Here is a 15,379-nt window from a genome sequence, read left to right on the forward strand (position 1 = left end):
CCCCGGCGGTACGCCCGCCGGGGGTCACGTCCTTCCATTACGACCTTGGTACGTCGTAACCTCTGTCGATGGAAGCGCTCCCACGCCTGCCCAACCCACGACAGGAGAACCGCTAAATGCCGTCGATACGGACACGGTGGGCCGCCACAGCGGCGGCCGGCCTGCTGCTCGGGGCGGTCGCCGCCGTCCCGACCACCCCCGCCACGGCAGCCGCCGCCCCACCGGCTGCCCGCACCGGCACGTCAGCCACCGCATCAGCCACAGCCACCGCACCAGCCGCAGCCGCGCAGGCCGTACCGGCGAACGACTGGCTGCACACCGACGGCAACACGATCGTCGACGAGGCCGGCAACCAGGTGTGGCTCACCGGGGCCAACTGGTTCGGCTACAACGCCACTGAGCGGGTCTTCCACGGCCTGTGGTCGGCCAACATCGAGGCGGTCACCCGCGCCATGTCCGAGCGTGGCATCAACATCGTCCGGGTGCCGATCTCGACCCAGCTGCTGCTGGAGTGGAAGGCCGGCCAGCCGCTGGCCCGCCCCAACATCAACGCGTACGTCAACCCGGAGCTCGACGGGCTGAACAACCTGCAGATCTTCGACTACTGGCTGGGCCTGTGCGAGCAGTACGGCCTGAAGGTCATGCTGGACGTGCACAGCGCCGAGGCGGACAACTCCGGCCACCTCTACCCGATGTGGTTCAAGGGCTCGATCACGCCGGAGGACTTCTACCAGGGCTGGGAGTGGGTGGCCGAGCGCTACCGCGACAACGACACGATCGTCGCGATGGACATCGAGAACGAGCCGCACGGCACCCCGAACGACCCGCAGCGGGCCAAGTGGGACTCCTCGACCGACCAGGACAACTTCAAGCACGCCTGCGAGACGGCCGGCCGGCGAATCCTGGCGATCAACCCCGACCTGCTGATCCTCTGCGAAGGCATCGAGGTCTACCCGCGCCCGCACGCCGACTGGGACTCCCCCAACACCAACCCGGACCTCAGCCCGAACTACTTCTACAACTGGTGGGGCGGCAACCTGCGGGGCGTCGCCGAGCACCCGGTCGACCTGGGCACCAACCAGGACCAGCTGGTCTACTCCCCGCACGACTACGGCCCGCTGGTCTACGAGCAGCCGTGGTTCCAGGGCGAGTTCGACAAGGCGTCGCTGACCGAGGACGTGTGGCGGCCCAACTGGCTCTACATCCACGAGGACGACACCGCGCCGCTGCTGATCGGCGAATGGGGCGGCCGGTACGGCCAGGACGCCCGGCAGGACAAGTGGCTGCACGCCCTGCGCGACCTGATGATCGACTACGGCATCCACCACACGTTCTGGTCGCTGAACCCCAACTCCGGTGACACCGGTGGCCTGCTGCTCGACGACTGGACCAGCTGGGACGAGGTCAAGTACAACCAGGTGCTCAAGCCGGCGTTGTGGCAGCACGACGGCAAGTTTGTCAGCCTCGACCACCAGGTGCCGCTCGGCGGGGCCGGCTCCACCACCGGGATCAGCCTCGCGCAGCGCTACAGCGACGGCGGCGGGGACGACGACGTGACCGCGCCGACCGCCCCCGGCCAGCCGACCGCCAGCGACGTCACCGCCGACTCGGTGACGTTGACCTGGGCGGCGTCGACCGACAACGTCGGCGTCACCTCGTACCAGGTGCTGCGGTCGACCGGCGGTGCGCCGGCCACCCTGGTCGCCACGGTCTCCGGCACCACGTACACCGTCTCCAGCCTGACCGCCGAGACCAGCTACACGTTCACGGTGCGGGCCCGCGACGCCGCCGGCAACGTCTCACCGGCCTCGCCGGCGCGGACGGTCACCACCGCGGCCGACGACGGCGGCCTCGGCGACGACGGCTGCACCGCCACGTACACGGTGACCAGCAGCTGGCAGGGCGGCTTCCAGGGCGGCATCGAGGTGCGCAACACCGGCACCTCGGCGATCTCCGGCTGGACGGTCACCTGGACCAACCCGAGCGGTACGTCGATCGGGTCGCTGTGGAACGGCCGGTTGACCACGTCCGGCGGAGTCAACACGGTACGCAACGAGCCGTACAACGGGGCCCTCGCGCCGGACGCCGCCACCACGGTCGGCTTCGTCGGCTCCGGGCCCAGCACCACGCCGACCGACCTGAGCTGCACCGCGTCCTGATCCTGCACCGGTACCGCCTACGGAGCGGACCGGATCCGGACCCGATCCGCTGCCCGACCCCGACCGGGTCGGGCAGCGGATCCCCGGCCCGCTGGCGCCGGTCTGATTGAGTGGGGTGCACCCACCGACCACACCAGACCGAGAGGGTACGCCGGCCCGATGCCCACCCAGATCGTCGTCTCCCTGGTGCCGACCGCCGCCACGGCGGTCCCGCCACCGCACACCGGCCCGGCCGTCTACGCCGCGTTCCTCAAAGCGGTCCGCGCCGTCGACCCGGAGCTGTCCACGATCATGCACGACAGCCCCCGGTACAAGCCGTTCACCCTCAGCCCGGTCCTCGACGAGCAGGGCCGGCCACCGTCGACACCGGGACAGCCGGCCCGGATCGTGGTCGGCCTGCTGATCGACGCGTACGCCGCCCCGGTGCTCGCCGCGCTGCACCACGCCGCCGGGCACCAGATCGCGCAGACCCGCTACCGCACCGTCGACGTCGCCGTGCACGCCGTGTCGTACGCCGAGCTGGCCACCGGCGCCGACCCGACGGCGACCACCTGGGCGTACGACCTGCTGACGCCGGTCGGGTTCGCCACCGGACGCGGGGACGGTGCCCGCCGCCAGCGCCCCTGGCCGGACGCGGAGCGGGTGTTTACCAACCTGACCCGGCGCTGGGACGCGTTCGCCGGGGAGGTGGCGTTGCCGACGTCGGCGGAGCCGGCGGTCGTCGACCATCTGGAGGTGGTCGACGCCCAGCTGCGGATGGCCACGCATCTGGTGGAGCCGGGGCAGCGTAACCCGGAGCACCGGTTCCGTCGGGGCACGGTCGGCTCGGTGACCTTCCAGTTGGCGGAGGCGTCGGGGGTGCCCGGCGACGCGCGGCGGGCGGTCGACGCCCTGGCGGCGTTCGCCAGCTACGCCGGGTTCGGTGACCGGACCGCGATGGGCATGGGTCACGTCCGGCGCAGACTCAGCCCGCCCCCGCAGCAGTGATCCACTTCGGCTCATCGGACTGCCGCCCGGCGTGTCGGGTCGATGAACCGCAGTGGATCAAGGCCAGCCGACGACGACCGTTGGCCGGGTCTGCCGGGTACCCGGCAGACCCGGCCAACATGGTCAGGGCGAGGTCAGGGCGTCAGTGCGAGTAGCCGCGGGTGGCGATCCAGTGCGCCAGGGTCTCGGTGCTCACCCAGTAGTGTTCGGCGCCCAGAAAGGCCGGGTCGGCGATCTTGACGGCGTCGCCGCCCTCGCCGTAGCCGACGACAGTCACGTAGTGCCCGCCCGGGTACGAGTGGGTCCGGCCGTCGACGTCGCTCACCGTACCGATGATGTTGGCCACCACGGCCCGGCCGTCGTCCACGGTCGCGCGCACGTCGTCGCGCAGCTGGTCGATCTGCGCCTGGTTGGCCTTGGCGGCCTCGATCGCGGTGGTCCGGTACTCGTCGTCGCCGGTGAGCTCGTTGAGCACCCGGGTGGTGTCCTCGGCCGAGTCGGTGCCGGCCACGGTGGTGCCCAGCCTGCTGGCCACCTCGTCCTGCGACAGTTCGCGGCCCTGCGCGGTCAGCGCGATCCGGGTCGCGGCCGGCCCGCAGTAGTAGAAGTTCGGCTGCCGCTCGTACCGGGTGTTCAGCAGCCGGCCCTCGCTGGACCGCTCGCCGCGGTCGGAGCTGGCGGCATAGGCGGCGGACCTGGCGGTGTCCGAGGCCGGGGCGGCCTGGGCTGCGGCAGCCGGACCGGCCACCACACCGCCGGCTACCAGCAGACCGGCGACGGACAGTGCGGATCTGTGAAGAACGGTGGTCATCTGCGGATCTCCGTTCCGGGAGGGTGCGGAAGATCCGGGCACTGATCGTCTGGCAGAGGCCCGGACCCCGCGAACGGGACATACGGTCAGTCGGTGCCCAGCACGGCGGTCAGGGCTGATGCGACGCCCATTCCCGACCGCGCGGAACGCCCCGCGTGCGGAAATCACAACGACGCGTACGCCACGGGACGCACCGGGTAACAACCGCAGCAGGGCGGCCGACATTCCGCCGTCCCGCCAATCAACCGGAGATCAACCGCCGATCGCCGATCGCTCGGCCACATCGTTGAAGATCTGGTCCTCGAACGCGAGCAGCGTCGAGCCGACGGCCTTGATGAATGCGAAGTTCAGCCCTCCGCCGACCACCGCTCCGACGATCGGCACCGCCTTGCCCAGGGTGCGCGCCGTGAGCCGTTTGAGCAGTTCCTGCGCGACCCGTAGGGCGAGAAACTCGACACCCTTGATGCCCAGTGCCAGCGTCACTCCGCCGCCGAGCCCGGCGGCGGCGCCGGTGCCGGCGGCCAGACCGGCGCAGTAGTTGATGTAACCGTTCATCCATCGGATGCCAACGAATCGTTTGGCAACTCGACGGTATTCAACGACGAAGCCCGACGGCGAGAGTGGTACGTACAAGCACGACAGTCAGCCGTACCGTCGGCACCGCCGGACCGGGCGGGTCAGCCCGGCGAAGGACCATTGTCGACGAGCCGGAAGTATGTCGTGAGCGTCGCGTCGCCCAGCTCTTCGAGGATCAGGCCCCGGGTGGCGGAGTGCTGCAGGTACGCCGAGGCGCTGCTGATCGCGTACGACGGTTCCCCACCGTCCCGTTCCACGGCGCTGATCGAGAAGTGCTGCCGTGGCTCGGACGCCACGCAGTCCGCCGCGACGACGGTCAACGGGTCCGAGCCCGATGGCCTGACCTGCCAGCACGCGTCGGAGCCGTCCGGGTTCGGTTCGGCGGCGCGGATCCGGAAGGTGCCCGCCCCGGCCGGTTCGATGACGAACAGCCGCCGGCCCTCGGTCCCGTCGACCTCGCCCAGCGGGCCGTCGTCGAGCAGCGACACCGCCGACTCGAACGCGTCCGTACGCACGATCGCGACCTGGCGGTCCCCGGACAGCAGCGGATCGTCCCCGACGCTGGCCGGCGCCCCAGTCGGGGCCCCAGTCGGCGATCCATTCGGCGCACCGGTCGGCGAGCCGGACGGCACGCTCACCGTCGGGCCGGCCGGTCCGACCGGCAGCTGCGGTGCGGCGGTCACCGACTGGATCGCAGCGACGCCCGCGCCGACGGCTCCGACCAGCGTCACCGCCAGCGCGGCGGTGGTGGCACGTCGGCGTCGGCGCAGCGTCTCGCCGCGCCGCCGGATGTCCGCCGCCGGGGCAAGCCGGCCGGTCTGCCCGGCCCGCCGGGCCACGTCGCGCAGCGTCTCGTCGAATCGGTCGTCAGACGGCACGGCTCCGCCCTTCGTCGCCGCTGGTGGTCAGGTGTACGGCCAGCGCCTTGCGGCCTCGGGCCAGCCAGGTCTTGATCGTGTTCGGGCTGGTGCCGGTCTCGGCGGCGATCTCGGCGACGCTCAGGCCGACCAGGTGGTGCAGCACGACGGCCCGGCGCTGGTCGACGCCGAGACGGCGCAACGCGTCAACGATCGCGACGTGGTCGGCCGACACCTCGTCGACCTGGTGGCCGTTGGCGTCGCGGCGGTGGGCACGCAGCCGGTTCACCGCCTTACGCCAGGAGCTCACCGCGATCCGGTACGCGACCGTGCGTACCCAGGCTTCGGGGCTGTCACAGTCGCGCACGGACCGCCACCGGTCCCACGCGCGGGCGTACGCCTCCGCGACCGCGTCCTCGGCGTCGGCCCGGTTGCCGAGCACCACGGACAGGTGTCCGAGCACCCGTTGGGCGGACGCGGCGTAGAAGGCGTCGAACTCGTCGGCGTCACGCATCCGTCGTGCTCCACCCGTCACCTGGTCGTGCTTCACCCGTCACCTGATTGTTCCTCCGCCGGTCACCTGGTCGGTGCCGGCCCGTTGTCGGTGAACCGGAACCCGTCCGGGGTCGGCGAACCGTCGCCCTGCTCCTCCAGGATCAGTCCGGAGCGGGCCGAGGTGCGCAGGTACGCCGACCTGTTGCTGATCATGAAGGTGTCGTCGGTGCCGGTGTCGGCCGCGACGATCGCGAACCGCTGCCGGGGGTCACCGGCGTCGCAGGCCGCACCCTCGACCGACAACGATCCCCCGTCTCCCGGGTTGTGCACCCGCCAGCAGACCGGGTCACCGGCACCGGGGCCGCCGCCGGTCCCCTGGTACGACTCGATCAGGAACAGCCGCCCCTGCAACGGGACCGCCACGAACAACTGCCGGCCCTCGTCTCCGTCGACCTCAGCCAAGCGTCCGTCGTCGGTGATCGACAGCCCGGACTCGAACGCCTCGGCCCGCACGATGGTGACCTGCCGGGTGCCGGACAGCACCTGCGGCAGACCGCCCGCGGGTGCCGTCGGCTCCGGCGGCGGTGCCAGGCTGGTGGTCGGGGTCCCGGTCACCGTCGTCGGGTCCGGGTCGGACGTCGGCGTCGTGTCACCGGCCGGTGCGGTCGTGCCGCACGCCGCCACCGCGCCGGCCAGCACGGCGATTCCCAGACCCGTGATCCATCGGCTCGTCACCACGTTCTCACCCTCATCCGACTGTCGGTGACCCGGCGGCGACGGCTACCCGCCCACTGCCGCCGGGGTCCCGGTCGATGTTCCCGATTCGACCGACATCCCCCAGACGTGTGGCGGAGGCGCGCGGTTTCAGCGGTGCCGGGAAACTTCCCGGCAGGCGCGGTCGGCCAGGCGGGTCGTCTCCGGCAGCCGGTAGTGAGGCGTCAGGCGCAGGGTGATCCCGGTCGCCTGGGCGATGTCGATGAGATGCCCGGCCGACACGTACACCGGTTTGACGCCGGTGCGGGTGCGCAGCGCCCGGCCGACCACCTCACCGCCGTCGACCAGGTCGGCCCAGCCGCCGCGCTCGGGCGGCACCTCGCCGTGGGTGCTGACGAACGCCGTCTTGGCCACGCCGAACGCCGGGATGCCGGTGACCACGCCCAGGTGGCTGGCCAGGCCGCAGCGGCGCGGATGCGCGACGCCGTACCCGTCGCAGACCAGCAGGTCCGGGCGGACGGTGAGCCGGTCGAGGACGGTGAGCAGGACCGGAACCTCGCGGAACGCGAGCAGGCCGGGAACGTACGGGAAGTCGCAGACGCCGGTCGCGGTCGCGCTGGCCACGACGGACAGGTTGTCCGCCAGGTCGAGCACGACGACGGCACCGGCGAGTCGGCCCGCCGCCGACGAGTCCGATTCGTACGCGACGTCGACGCCGGCGACGAACCTCGGCGGATCGGCCATCGGCTGGTCGACCCGTACCCGGCGGGCCAGCTCGCGCTGGATCTCGACGGCCTCCCGCTCGGTACGCGGTGTCGCCGCCGTCATCGCGGCCGCAGCCCACTGCCGTCCTGGTGGGTGCCGCGTCCCCACTCGTCGCGGGCGTCGAGCCACGACGCGTACAGCTCGATGGTGGGTGTGATCAGCTCAGGCACGTCGGCAGACTACGCGGCATGGCAATCCGTATCCGTCCCGTCGATCGGCACGACACGGCCCGGCTCGTCGTCCTGCTGGATCAGCTCGGCTACCCCACCGATGACGCCGATGTCCACGAACGTCTGACCTACTGGCTGCACGACCAGGCGAGCGTGCTGCTCGGCGCCGATGACGCCGGCGAGCTGATCGGAGTCGCCGCCCTGCATGTGTGTCCGATTCTGGAGAGGACCGGCAGGTTCGGCCGGGTCGTCGCCATGGTCGTCGACGACCGATACCGGGGGCAGGGCGTCGGGCATTCGCTGCTGACCGAGATCGAGCGTCGGGCCTGGGCCGCCGGTTGCATCATGATGGAGGTGACCAGCAGCGTTCACCGGGACGCGGCGCACCGGTTCTACGCGGGTCTTGGGTACGAGGACACGGTGGACAGGTCTCGACGATTCATCAAGCCCTTACCACCTGCCGGGGAGAGCCCGCGCAGGTAGCCCGTCCGGCGACCCGGAAACAGGTCCAGGCCGAAGGCGCCGAGCAGCAGGTACGCAGTCGTCGGCTCGCCCACCGCCTCTCCCTGCCCTTGTCGTTGTGCCACCCGACCAGCTTGACCGCAGGGCTCAGACCCTCGGCGGTGGCGGGGTGGTGGTCAGCTCGCCGCACTTGGGGCACCAGCGGCTCTTGACCCGGAACGGGAACAGCCCGGCCAGGTAGCCGAGCACCGCAGCGCTGGTCAACGCGCAGACGTCCATGACCTGTTCCTTCTCTCCAGGGCGGGCAAGACATGACTTCGTCTCGGCGGCGACGGCTCGGCTCACCCGGCCGGGGGCGGCGTCGGGCCGGCAGCCCGTCGCCGACGGTCGATCCAGGAGGCACGCAGCGACAGCCAGCTCGACGGGCCTCGGGCGTACACCTCGGTCAGCAGGGATGCGAAGATCTCGCGCCGCCGGTCGGCCGGCATGCGCGGCCGGGCCAGCTGTGGTTGCCGGGCGGCGGCCCGGTCCCACATCAGGGTTTCGGCGTGCAGGGCGTCGATCTCGTTGCGGCACGCACCGGTGCACCGGTAGACGCGGGTGGCGGCACGGACGGCCGGGGTCATCGGGGTCCGGCAGTCTGCGCAGTGGATCAGTGCGGCCAGTGGGTATCCGGCCGGGTCGGGGTAGTCGACCATCATCAGCCGCCGCCCGGTCAGCCGTGGTCGACGAGGGTGCGCAGGTCGTCGTAGGCGTGCGGCGGCGCACCGTTGAGGATGTGCCGGTCGAGGCCGCAGGCCCAGGTCAACGCCGCCAGACCCTGATCGGTGACGTGGAGACGGCGGCGGGCGCGCAGCGCGGTGGCCAGCCGGACGGCGGGCCAGCCGGCGGTGTTCATGTCGGTGGGCACCCACCGTTCGCCGCGCCCGACGAGGCGGCGGCGGGTCACTTCCCGGCGTACGTGGCCGGCGCGGGCCAGTCGGGTGGCGACCTGCCGGACCGCGGTCTCGCTGAGCAGACCGACCCAGGTCTTCACCGGTTGCGGGGTCGGCGCGGCGCTGATCTGGGCGAGGATGCCGTGCACCAGGTCGTCGGGCGGGGCGACGGTCGCGCCGACGACGACCAGGCCGCGGCGCACGGCGATCCGCTGCGGGTAGAGCAGTTCGGCCAGCAGCGCGGCGGCCAGGCCGTGGCTGAGCGCGCGGGGGTGCAGCAACGGTCGGCCGTGCAGCCGGTGGTGGGCCATCCGGAACAGGTCGTCGGCCAGCGGGTACGTGGACATTCGGCAGACTCCTCGGCAAAGTGCGCAGACAAGGGCGTGGAACGCCGCCCGCCGCCACGCCCACCTCGGCAGCGACGACGGGCGGCGGCTCAGGTGCGCCAGACGATCAGCAGGTCGTCGGCGTCAGCACCGACGTACACCTGATCGATGGCCTCGCCGATCACGTCGGCGTCGGTGCGCGGCGGCGACACAGCGGCCAGGTCGGGGCGGCGGCGGGCGATGGACAGGCCGACGAGCCGCTCGATCCGGCCCGCGTCGACCGGGCCCAGCCGGCAACCACACGGACCCCGGTACGCCCGACCACCGTCAGCGGTCCGCAACGGCTGCATCCGCCGCCCACACGCCGCGCACACCAGGACCCCACGTAGCGGCCACTGGTCTCCGGCGTGGCGCTGGCTAGTTTCCGCCGCCGGCAGAGAGTCGCCCTCGCTGATCTCAGACATCGGTTCTCCTGCCGCTGGTGAAGGACAAGGTGGGCGGGACTCGGCGGCCTTCACAATGGAGGGACCTAGATGCGCGTGGATTCGCGCAGGTAGGCGGTGACTCGGACGGCTGCATCCTCGGCCTGCTCGACCAACGTCCGTAGCGGCGAGTGCAGGACCCGGTCCGCTAGGTCGCGTGCACCGTCGGCCTGGTCGAGGCCGGCAAGGTGGAGCCGGGTCTGGGCAAGGGCACGGTGTACGCGCTCCATCTCCCTGAGCATGTCGCGGGCATGGCTCATCACTACCACCTGATCATGAGGCAAGCACCTTGTGTAAGGTTGGATTGGTACCAACCTTTGCAGTGAAGCCAACGACAGTCAAGACTGCGAATGAGATACGTTGGAACCAATCGAGGAGACCGTGGCCGTGCCACCGCTGTACCGCAAGATCGCAGACGAGCTACGCGCACAGATCATCAACGGCGTGCTCAAGCCAGGCGACCACCTGCCGACCGAGAGCAAGCTGCAGGATCTGCACCGGGTCTCCCGCAACACGGTGCGACTCGCCACCGCGGTCCTCATCAACGAAGGCCTGGTCGAGTCGATGCCCGGCCGTACCGGCGGCATCATCGTCCGCGACCGAGTCACGCTCGCCTTCCATGCCAGCCGCGCAGAGATGCCCGGACCGGTCAGCGAGTCCGACGCGTGGTTCAGCGAGGTCCGCGACCAAGGCCACGAACCTACCCAGACGTTCGAGCTACGCATCGCGGAAGTGCCGGACGGACTGGCAGAACGCCTCGGCGTGCCCGCCGACTCACCAGCAGCCGTCCGCCGCTGCGTACGCGCGGTCAACGGCCAGCCGTCCTCGATCCAGGACACCTACTACCCGATGGACCTCTGCGACCAGGTACCCGAGCTGCTGTCGCCACGTGACATCCCGCAAGGCACCACCAGACTCCTCGCCGAACGCGGACACCCGCAGGTCGCCTACGACGACGAGATCATCGCAGCGATGCCAGCACCCGACGAGGTGACGACACTCACCCTGACCGCCGGCACACCCGTCCTCCGCTGGCTCCGAACCGGCTACACCCCGGACCGGCCCGTACGCGTCAGCGTCTCCACCTTCGCCGCCGACCGCAACCGGCTCCTCTACACCCTCGGCGACCCCGACGTCATCGCCAATATCCGTGCCAGCGAGGACCCGCAATGATCATCCGTCCCGCACAGCTCAGCGACGTCGACGTCATCATGAGCTGGCGACGCGAACGAGAGGCATGGCTCGCAGCTCGGGGAGAAGACCAGTGGTCGATCCCACTACCCCGGTCTGCCGTCGCCGCGACCGTCTCCGCCGGGCAGACCTGGATGGTCTTCGACGGTGAAACCCCGGCCGCCACCATCACCCTCACCGCCTACGTCGACGTCGACGGGCTCTGGAAACCGGACCGCGACCCCGAGGCTCTCTGGTACCCGGAAGATGACCCGGCCGACGCGCTCTACGCCGCGAAAATGATGCTCCCGCTTGCTCGCTCCGGCGACGGCATTGGCACCGAGCTCCTCGACTGGGCAGCCGGCAGAGCCTACGATGCCGGCCTCACCTGGCTACGCCTCGACGCATGGACGACAAACCAACGGTTACACGCCTACTACCGCGACCAAGGATTCCGACACATCCGCACCATCGCCACGCGCGTCAGCGGAGCCTGCTTCCAACGCCCCGCCCAACCCTACGAACCCGGCCGCCGACTAAAAACCGAAGTCGGATAACCCTGCCTTCCTAGCCTCGATCGTTCACGGGGGTGCCCGGGTGAGCTCGGCGCGTTCACGATCTTCGACTTCGAGGAGGACATCCACTCCCCCGTCGTCTACGTGGAAGGCCAGGCCGGCGGCCTCTATCTTGAACGTGACGCGGACCTGCGTCGGTGTAACCTGGCGTACAACCACATCACGGCCGCCGCGCTCAGCCCACCCGAGAGCGCCAAGCTGATCACCGCCCTGACCCGCGCCACGGGTTGACCGACGAGGAGCAGCACGTGACCCCCGACCTCGACCTCAGCACCGCCGTCTGGCGCAAGAGCAGGAAGTCATCCACGAACGGTGGCTGCGTCGAGGTCGCCAACCTGGGTCAGGCGTACGCGCTCCGCGACTCCAAGAACCCGGACGGTCCGGTCCTGATCTTCACCCCCGAGGAGTGGGACTGCTTCCTCGACGGCGCAGAAAAGGGCGAGTTCCGCCAGCTCTGACCGCGACCTGCGGACGAACTACCCGCAGTGGCAGACACCGTGCCGGCGAGCCGGCTGCACCACCGGCCACCTCGCACCTGCCAGCGTCTCCACCTTCGCCGCTGGCAACAATCTGCCGTCCTTACTTACTCAGCGATGCTGGCGTCACCGATTGGAACCGAGCCCAGCGAGATTCAGCGCGAATTGCGGCCCGAGAAGACGATCAGTGATCGATCAGATCCCAGCCTGTAGCGGCCACAACCAGATTTTAATCAATCACCCAATCGGCAATCTTCGTGGGGCGAGACCCGTCAAACATAGCCCTCAGCAATCCTTGAACCGATTCAGCATAGCGAAATACCGATGCGTCGCGACCAGCAAGCAAGGAGCCCTCGTTGGTCATATAGATTGTGAAATGAAATCCGTCCACACCTACCGGACACAGACTTTTCCCAACAACCGAGGAGCATCTATCAGCGATGCGCGCATCGCGATGCGTCGCAACAGCAGTCGGATCAAAAGTGGTCCAACACGGCGACTTCTTGCCGCGAAGGATGATACTCGGCTCGTGCTCCAACCTTAGAAACCCAAACTCTCTCAAGAAATCTAAGGCCGGTGCCGACAGAACAAACCCGCACGAATGCAGCAAATCAACCAGATCGCCAATATCCGCATTCCGACCCGGTCCCCAACCGGCACATCTCAGAATGTCAAGAAGATCAGCAGGCAACGAGTTCATTCGCGAAATCTCGACAGGTCCGTGGCACCGGCCAACCCAGCAAATCCGGTCATGCTTTCGAAGGGCAATGAGGACCGTCGCACTGCGCTACGGCAGAGGTGACTGCGACACCGAAACTCGCAGACTACGCCATCGGCAGGTGAGCCACTTCTACCCGATGGTGAATCTTCCATAATGCCACCTTTCCGTTCTCGCCATAAAGCGCCAAGAAGTCATCATACGCCCCAAAAATCTGACCAGAAACGGCAACCATCAGGATGACGTGGTTCGAAGCAGCCAATCCAACTGGCGCAAGTCTTTGTCCGACGCGACCTTCATAACCATGAAGCCTGGTTGGGCTTACTGCCCCAGTGGCACGAACCGCATCGAGCACACACTCATCGAAACCGCCCACAACGACATGTTTGAGATATTCGAATGAAATACCATCAAACCCACCGACGAAGTCGGTCGCCGCAGCCGATGGAACGTATCCCCGATCGCACCACTCCGACACGATCCGCCCAACGCCTACCTGCCGACCGGGGGTCCATCCTATTCCAGCCAAAAACTCGGAAAACGAAGCACCACAGACTTCGCCGTCAGTCACTTCGGCGCCACCATCAGTCAAATCTCCCGAAACCCACGCCACATCCTCTTCGATCCGCGCAAGAGCGAACGTTGACCTCCTCTGGGAAGCCGCCTCGCACCAGCAGCGGCCACCTGACGGCAAGTTGGAACGAGCCAAGTTAGCTTCAGCTCCTACGACCGCTACCTACGCAATCCAGCGCTACCCATCGACGAAAAACTGACCGATTTACGAAGATCATCGAGTTCGATCGCAACAGCATCGGCCGCATCCCGGCCAGTCTCCCCAATCATACCCAGCAGGTACGTCGCCCGGCCGTAACAATAATCATCCAGCCGACCAAACATAGATAGGAAATCTATGCATTGCATTCTCTCTAGATGCGATCCACTCTCTGCGATTTCGGCAACTATCGGTAGACAATTGCCAACTTCGCGGCGCACGGTAACCGCACCAGGGTCCCGAGCCGCCTCCCCTGCCAATTGAAAGGCTAGATACAACAGCTCGATCCGAGCGGCTACAGTCGCCCTGACGAGCCCTTGGGCAATGCAAGCAGCCACAGCAGACGCAATTCCTTGACGCATCGGCCCGTTAGGAGGAACAACCTCGGCCTCGATCAGGACCATCAGGTCATTCGCCCGCGCCTCGTCTTCCGTCGCCGCGAGCTCTTCAATCCACACACCAACCTGTGCGTTGCCCAGGCTTGACCAGTCGTACCTGGAGACCTCCCACCACACTTAACATCTCCTACAAGTCCGATTGGAATCTGGTCTCGGGATCCGGAAACGCGCCCCTCCCGTAAGCGGGCTCACAGTAAGCGGCACATACCGGTTGATCAGTCGGAGGTCTCCCCGATCCGCGCGGGCGCACCGCCCGCGTAAAGCGGACATCAGCGATATCCCCACCGACGTTTCGCGCGGCACAGGCCTCCGCACATTCCTGCAAACCTCCGAGCTGACACCGACAGATACCGCACCACAAGAGTCGCCTGCGGTCCGAAACCATATCAGCTGAACCGCATACAATCGGACTTGCTAAACTATCGACCGCCTACCCGAGTCTAACAAATCCGGATCCACCGAAACCAGCTTACGTTCAAACACGTCCCAACCACTACTCGTCACAAAATTAGCTTCGGGAACACTAATTGGGACCATCCACACTATAGCAACGCCAGAACCGTCCTCAATCTCAACCGAATCGAATTCCTCGTCAAAGTAGCCCGGAACAGCCGCATATAGAAATGACAGCTCACTACCTTCCGCCACCGGCCACGGCAGCGCGAATGTTTGTCCGCGCAGGATCGGAGCGTGGCGCGCCAGCAGATCGTTTGCGATCAGCTGCAGAGTTTGCGGAAACCGAGCAGGAGCCAGCGCGGCGTGCGTCGTCATCACGAGTTCCAGGGAAATACCACGTTGGTCAATTGGAGACGGGAGAGAATGCCGGCTCACACCAAGCGTGGCATAGGAGGTAGATCCTACAAGCTGCCCGCCACCGCCAAACTCAGCAACCTGGAAAGGCAACTCGATTCCGTTCGGATCACGCGTCCACCCCGACCTGATCGTTCCGAGCCGGCTCTCCAGGTGCGCGATAAGTAACGACATTTGACCCACCCGACACCTCCGCACCAACGGCACCTGCGTCAGCGGAACCCACCTCCAACGCCCAGCCCAACTCTACGGGCCGGCCGACCGATGAGCCTGAATTCGCTCCTGTCCGCAGGATGCTATCGGTGCCCGTCATGGCAACCGGCCCACAACCGCAGGTACGATGATGCTAACCCTTGTGGCCTCCTCCACTACATCAACCGACACGACCACTTCGACCACGCCTGACGGAACTTGGAACCGGTACGAAAAATCATCGCCGACCAGGTCACCGACCTCAAGAACGCCGTCCGGAACCGACAACGATCCAACGAAAGTGATGGTCTGGTCAGCGGGTGGACCTTCAGTCGCAACCGTCATTTCCACTTCCACTTCGGCGGGCGCAACCGCCAGCGTAATGCATCCTTCATTGTGGGCCATAAAAGATTCAGAAAAATCGATCTCTGGAATATCTTTCGACGCACCTAGCCCTTCGACTCGAAGCGTACTCCAAGGCACGCCATGTCGATAGGTGGAAGAAAACCCAGATTGACCCGACATGAAG

22 protein-coding genes and 1 pseudogene are annotated in these 15,379 nt (G+C 67.7%); 7 read left to right on the forward strand and 16 right to left on the reverse strand.

All coding sequences use genetic code 11. The features are described 5' to 3' along the window. Positions 1-116 precede the first annotated feature (116 nt). On the forward strand, positions 117-2,159 hold the full coding sequence (locus ACN27J_RS09615; protein ID WP_421365267.1) for a cellulase family glycosylhydrolase: 2,043 nt from the start codon (positions 117-119) through the stop codon (positions 2,157-2,159). Positions 2,160-2,318: 159 nt separating this feature from the next. Continuing rightward, positions 2,319-3,146, forward strand: coding sequence for a CRISPR system precrRNA processing endoribonuclease RAMP protein Cas6 (gene cas6 / locus ACN27J_RS09620; protein ID WP_421365269.1), 828 nt, complete (start codon positions 2,319-2,321; stop codon positions 3,144-3,146). 142 nt (positions 3,147-3,288) lie between these two features. Here the strand turns inward: cas6 and ACN27J_RS09625 are convergent, their stop codons facing one another. The 6 genes from ACN27J_RS09625 to ACN27J_RS09650 all read right to left on the reverse strand — a co-directional run bounded on the left by ACN27J_RS09625 (position 3,289) and on the right by ACN27J_RS09650 (position 7,427). Then, positions 3,289-3,957, reverse strand: coding sequence for a C39 family peptidase (locus ACN27J_RS09625; protein WP_421365271.1), 669 nt, complete (start codon positions 3,955-3,957; stop codon positions 3,289-3,291). A gap of 252 nt (positions 3,958-4,209) precedes the next feature. After that, positions 4,210-4,590 (reverse strand): hypothetical protein, encoded by a 381-nt coding sequence (locus tag ACN27J_RS09630; RefSeq protein WP_421365273.1) that lies wholly within the window; start codon positions 4,588-4,590, stop codon positions 4,210-4,212. A gap of 44 nt (positions 4,591-4,634) precedes the next feature. Next, positions 4,635-5,411: a hypothetical protein gene (locus tag ACN27J_RS09635; protein WP_421365274.1), complete on the reverse strand. Its 777-nt coding sequence runs from the start codon at positions 5,409-5,411 to the stop codon at positions 4,635-4,637. After that, positions 5,401-5,904: a sigma-70 family RNA polymerase sigma factor gene (locus tag ACN27J_RS09640; protein WP_421365276.1), complete on the reverse strand. Its 504-nt coding sequence runs from the start codon at positions 5,902-5,904 to the stop codon at positions 5,401-5,403. Before ACN27J_RS09640 ends, ACN27J_RS09635 begins: the two co-directional genes overlap by 11 nt. Positions 5,905-5,966: 62 nt before the next feature. Further along, complete coding sequence (locus ACN27J_RS09645) at positions 5,967-6,623, reverse strand: hypothetical protein (protein ID WP_421365279.1); 657 nt, start codon at positions 6,621-6,623, stop codon at positions 5,967-5,969. A 126-nt stretch (positions 6,624-6,749) separates the two neighbouring features. After that, positions 6,750-7,427 (reverse strand): endonuclease V, encoded by a 678-nt coding sequence (locus tag ACN27J_RS09650; protein ID WP_421365280.1) that lies wholly within the window; start codon positions 7,425-7,427, stop codon positions 6,750-6,752. Positions 7,428-7,552: 125 nt separating this feature from the next. Between ACN27J_RS09650 and ACN27J_RS09655 the strand changes: the two genes are divergently transcribed. Continuing rightward, on the forward strand, positions 7,553-8,017 hold the full coding sequence (locus tag ACN27J_RS09655; RefSeq protein WP_421365282.1) for a GNAT family N-acetyltransferase: 465 nt from the start codon (positions 7,553-7,555) through the stop codon (positions 8,015-8,017). 126 nt (positions 8,018-8,143) lie between these two features. Here ACN27J_RS09655 and ACN27J_RS09660 read toward each other — a convergent pair whose 3' ends face one another. The 5 genes from ACN27J_RS09660 to ACN27J_RS09680 form a co-directional block, all read right to left on the reverse strand. Then, positions 8,144-8,275: a hypothetical protein gene (locus tag ACN27J_RS09660; RefSeq protein WP_421365284.1), complete on the reverse strand. Its 132-nt coding sequence runs from the start codon at positions 8,273-8,275 to the stop codon at positions 8,144-8,146. Positions 8,276-8,337: 62 nt separating this feature from the next. Beyond that, the gene (locus tag ACN27J_RS09665; protein WP_421365286.1) at positions 8,338-8,697 is read right to left on the reverse strand and encodes a hypothetical protein; all 360 of its coding nucleotides are present in this window, start codon (positions 8,695-8,697) and stop codon (positions 8,338-8,340) included. 14 nt (positions 8,698-8,711) lie between these two features. Continuing rightward, complete coding sequence (locus ACN27J_RS09670; protein ID WP_421365288.1) at positions 8,712-9,278, reverse strand: GOLPH3/VPS74 family protein; 567 nt, start codon at positions 9,276-9,278, stop codon at positions 8,712-8,714. Positions 9,279-9,367: 89 nt separating this feature from the next. Next, positions 9,368-9,721, reverse strand: a complete 354-nt coding sequence (locus ACN27J_RS09675; protein ID WP_421365290.1) for a zinc ribbon domain-containing protein — start codon at positions 9,719-9,721, stop codon at positions 9,368-9,370. A 65-nt stretch (positions 9,722-9,786) separates the two neighbouring features. Continuing rightward, positions 9,787-9,969: a hypothetical protein gene (locus tag ACN27J_RS09680; protein WP_421365291.1), complete on the reverse strand. Its 183-nt coding sequence runs from the start codon at positions 9,967-9,969 to the stop codon at positions 9,787-9,789. A 157-nt stretch (positions 9,970-10,126) separates the two neighbouring features. Here ACN27J_RS09680 and ACN27J_RS09685 point away from each other — a divergent pair, with 157 nt between their 5' ends. From ACN27J_RS09685 to ACN27J_RS09700, 4 genes and pseudogenes are all read left to right on the forward strand, one after another. Beyond that, complete coding sequence (locus tag ACN27J_RS09685; protein ID WP_421365292.1) at positions 10,127-10,912, forward strand: GntR family transcriptional regulator; 786 nt, start codon at positions 10,127-10,129, stop codon at positions 10,910-10,912. Continuing rightward, a complete protein-coding gene (locus ACN27J_RS09690; protein ID WP_281550676.1) occupies positions 10,909-11,466 on the forward strand; it encodes a GNAT family N-acetyltransferase in 558 nt (185 codons plus the stop codon). Before ACN27J_RS09685 ends, ACN27J_RS09690 begins: the two co-directional genes overlap by 4 nt. Positions 11,467-11,514: 48 nt before the next feature. Further along, positions 11,515-11,715, forward strand: a pseudogene (locus ACN27J_RS09695) (Scr1 family TA system antitoxin-like transcriptional regulator); the annotation flags it as partial. A gap of 17 nt (positions 11,716-11,732) precedes the next feature. After that, a complete protein-coding gene (locus ACN27J_RS09700; protein WP_282228286.1) occupies positions 11,733-11,942 on the forward strand; it encodes a DUF397 domain-containing protein in 210 nt (69 codons plus the stop codon). Between the two features lie 247 nt (positions 11,943-12,189). Here ACN27J_RS09700 and ACN27J_RS09705 read toward each other — a convergent pair whose 3' ends face one another. From ACN27J_RS09705 to ACN27J_RS09725, 5 genes are all read right to left on the reverse strand, one after another. Next, positions 12,190-12,660, reverse strand: a complete 471-nt coding sequence (locus ACN27J_RS09705; protein WP_421365294.1) for an SUKH-3 domain-containing protein — start codon at positions 12,658-12,660, stop codon at positions 12,190-12,192. Positions 12,661-12,784: 124 nt separating this feature from the next. Continuing rightward, a complete protein-coding gene (locus ACN27J_RS09710; protein ID WP_421365295.1) occupies positions 12,785-13,249 on the reverse strand; it encodes an SUKH-3 domain-containing protein in 465 nt (154 codons plus the stop codon). Positions 13,250-13,410: 161 nt separating this feature from the next. Next, positions 13,411-13,965, reverse strand: coding sequence for a hypothetical protein (locus ACN27J_RS09715; RefSeq protein ID WP_421365297.1), 555 nt, complete (start codon positions 13,963-13,965; stop codon positions 13,411-13,413). Positions 13,966-14,262: 297 nt separating this feature from the next. After that, positions 14,263-14,832, reverse strand: a complete 570-nt coding sequence (locus ACN27J_RS09720; RefSeq protein ID WP_421372173.1) for a suppressor of fused domain protein — start codon at positions 14,830-14,832, stop codon at positions 14,263-14,265. 135 nt (positions 14,833-14,967) lie between these two features. After that, positions 14,968-15,375: a hypothetical protein gene (locus tag ACN27J_RS09725; protein WP_421365299.1), complete on the reverse strand. Its 408-nt coding sequence runs from the start codon at positions 15,373-15,375 to the stop codon at positions 14,968-14,970. Positions 15,376-15,379 lie beyond the last annotated feature (4 nt).

This window comes from Solwaraspora sp. WMMB762, assembly GCF_049179115.1.
Lineage (GTDB): Bacteria > Actinomycetota > Actinomycetes > Mycobacteriales > Micromonosporaceae > Micromonospora_E.

Bases quoted from the DNA above. Each gene is read 5' to 3' on its own strand.
- ACN27J_RS09690 (WP_281550676.1), top strand. From the start codon at position 10,909: ATGATCATCCGTCCCGCACAGCTCAGCGACGTCGACGTCATCATGAGC.
- ACN27J_RS09680 (WP_421365291.1), bottom strand. From the start codon at position 9,969: ATGGAGCGCGTACACCGTGCCCTTGCCCAGACCCGGCTCCACCTTGCC.
- ACN27J_RS09615 (WP_421365267.1), top strand. From the start codon at position 117: ATGCCGTCGATACGGACACGGTGGGCCGCCACAGCGGCGGCCGGCCTG.
- ACN27J_RS09655 (WP_421365282.1), top strand. From the start codon at position 7,553: ATGGCAATCCGTATCCGTCCCGTCGATCGGCACGACACGGCCCGGCTC.
- ACN27J_RS09650 (WP_421365280.1), bottom strand. From the start codon at position 7,427: ATGACGGCGGCGACACCGCGTACCGAGCGGGAGGCCGTCGAGATCCAG.
- ACN27J_RS09675 (WP_421365290.1), bottom strand. From the start codon at position 9,721: ATGTCTGAGATCAGCGAGGGCGACTCTCTGCCGGCGGCGGAAACTAGC.
- ACN27J_RS09725 (WP_421365299.1), bottom strand. From the start codon at position 15,375: ATGTCGGGTCAATCTGGGTTTTCTTCCACCTATCGACATGGCGTGCCT.
- ACN27J_RS09665 (WP_421365286.1), bottom strand. From the start codon at position 8,697: ATGATGGTCGACTACCCCGACCCGGCCGGATACCCACTGGCCGCACTG.
- ACN27J_RS09640 (WP_421365276.1), bottom strand. From the start codon at position 5,904: ATGCGTGACGCCGACGAGTTCGACGCCTTCTACGCCGCGTCCGCCCAA.
- ACN27J_RS09660 (WP_421365284.1), bottom strand. From the start codon at position 8,275: ATGGACGTCTGCGCGTTGACCAGCGCTGCGGTGCTCGGCTACCTGGCC.
- ACN27J_RS09705 (WP_421365294.1), bottom strand. From the start codon at position 12,660: ATGAACTCGTTGCCTGCTGATCTTCTTGACATTCTGAGATGTGCCGGT.
- ACN27J_RS09625 (WP_421365271.1), bottom strand. From the start codon at position 3,957: ATGACCACCGTTCTTCACAGATCCGCACTGTCCGTCGCCGGTCTGCTG.
- ACN27J_RS09720 (WP_421372173.1), bottom strand. From the start codon at position 14,832: ATGTCGTTACTTATCGCGCACCTGGAGAGCCGGCTCGGAACGATCAGG.
- ACN27J_RS09670 (WP_421365288.1), bottom strand. From the start codon at position 9,278: ATGTCCACGTACCCGCTGGCCGACGACCTGTTCCGGATGGCCCACCAC.
- cas6 (WP_421365269.1), top strand. From the start codon at position 2,319: ATGCCCACCCAGATCGTCGTCTCCCTGGTGCCGACCGCCGCCACGGCG.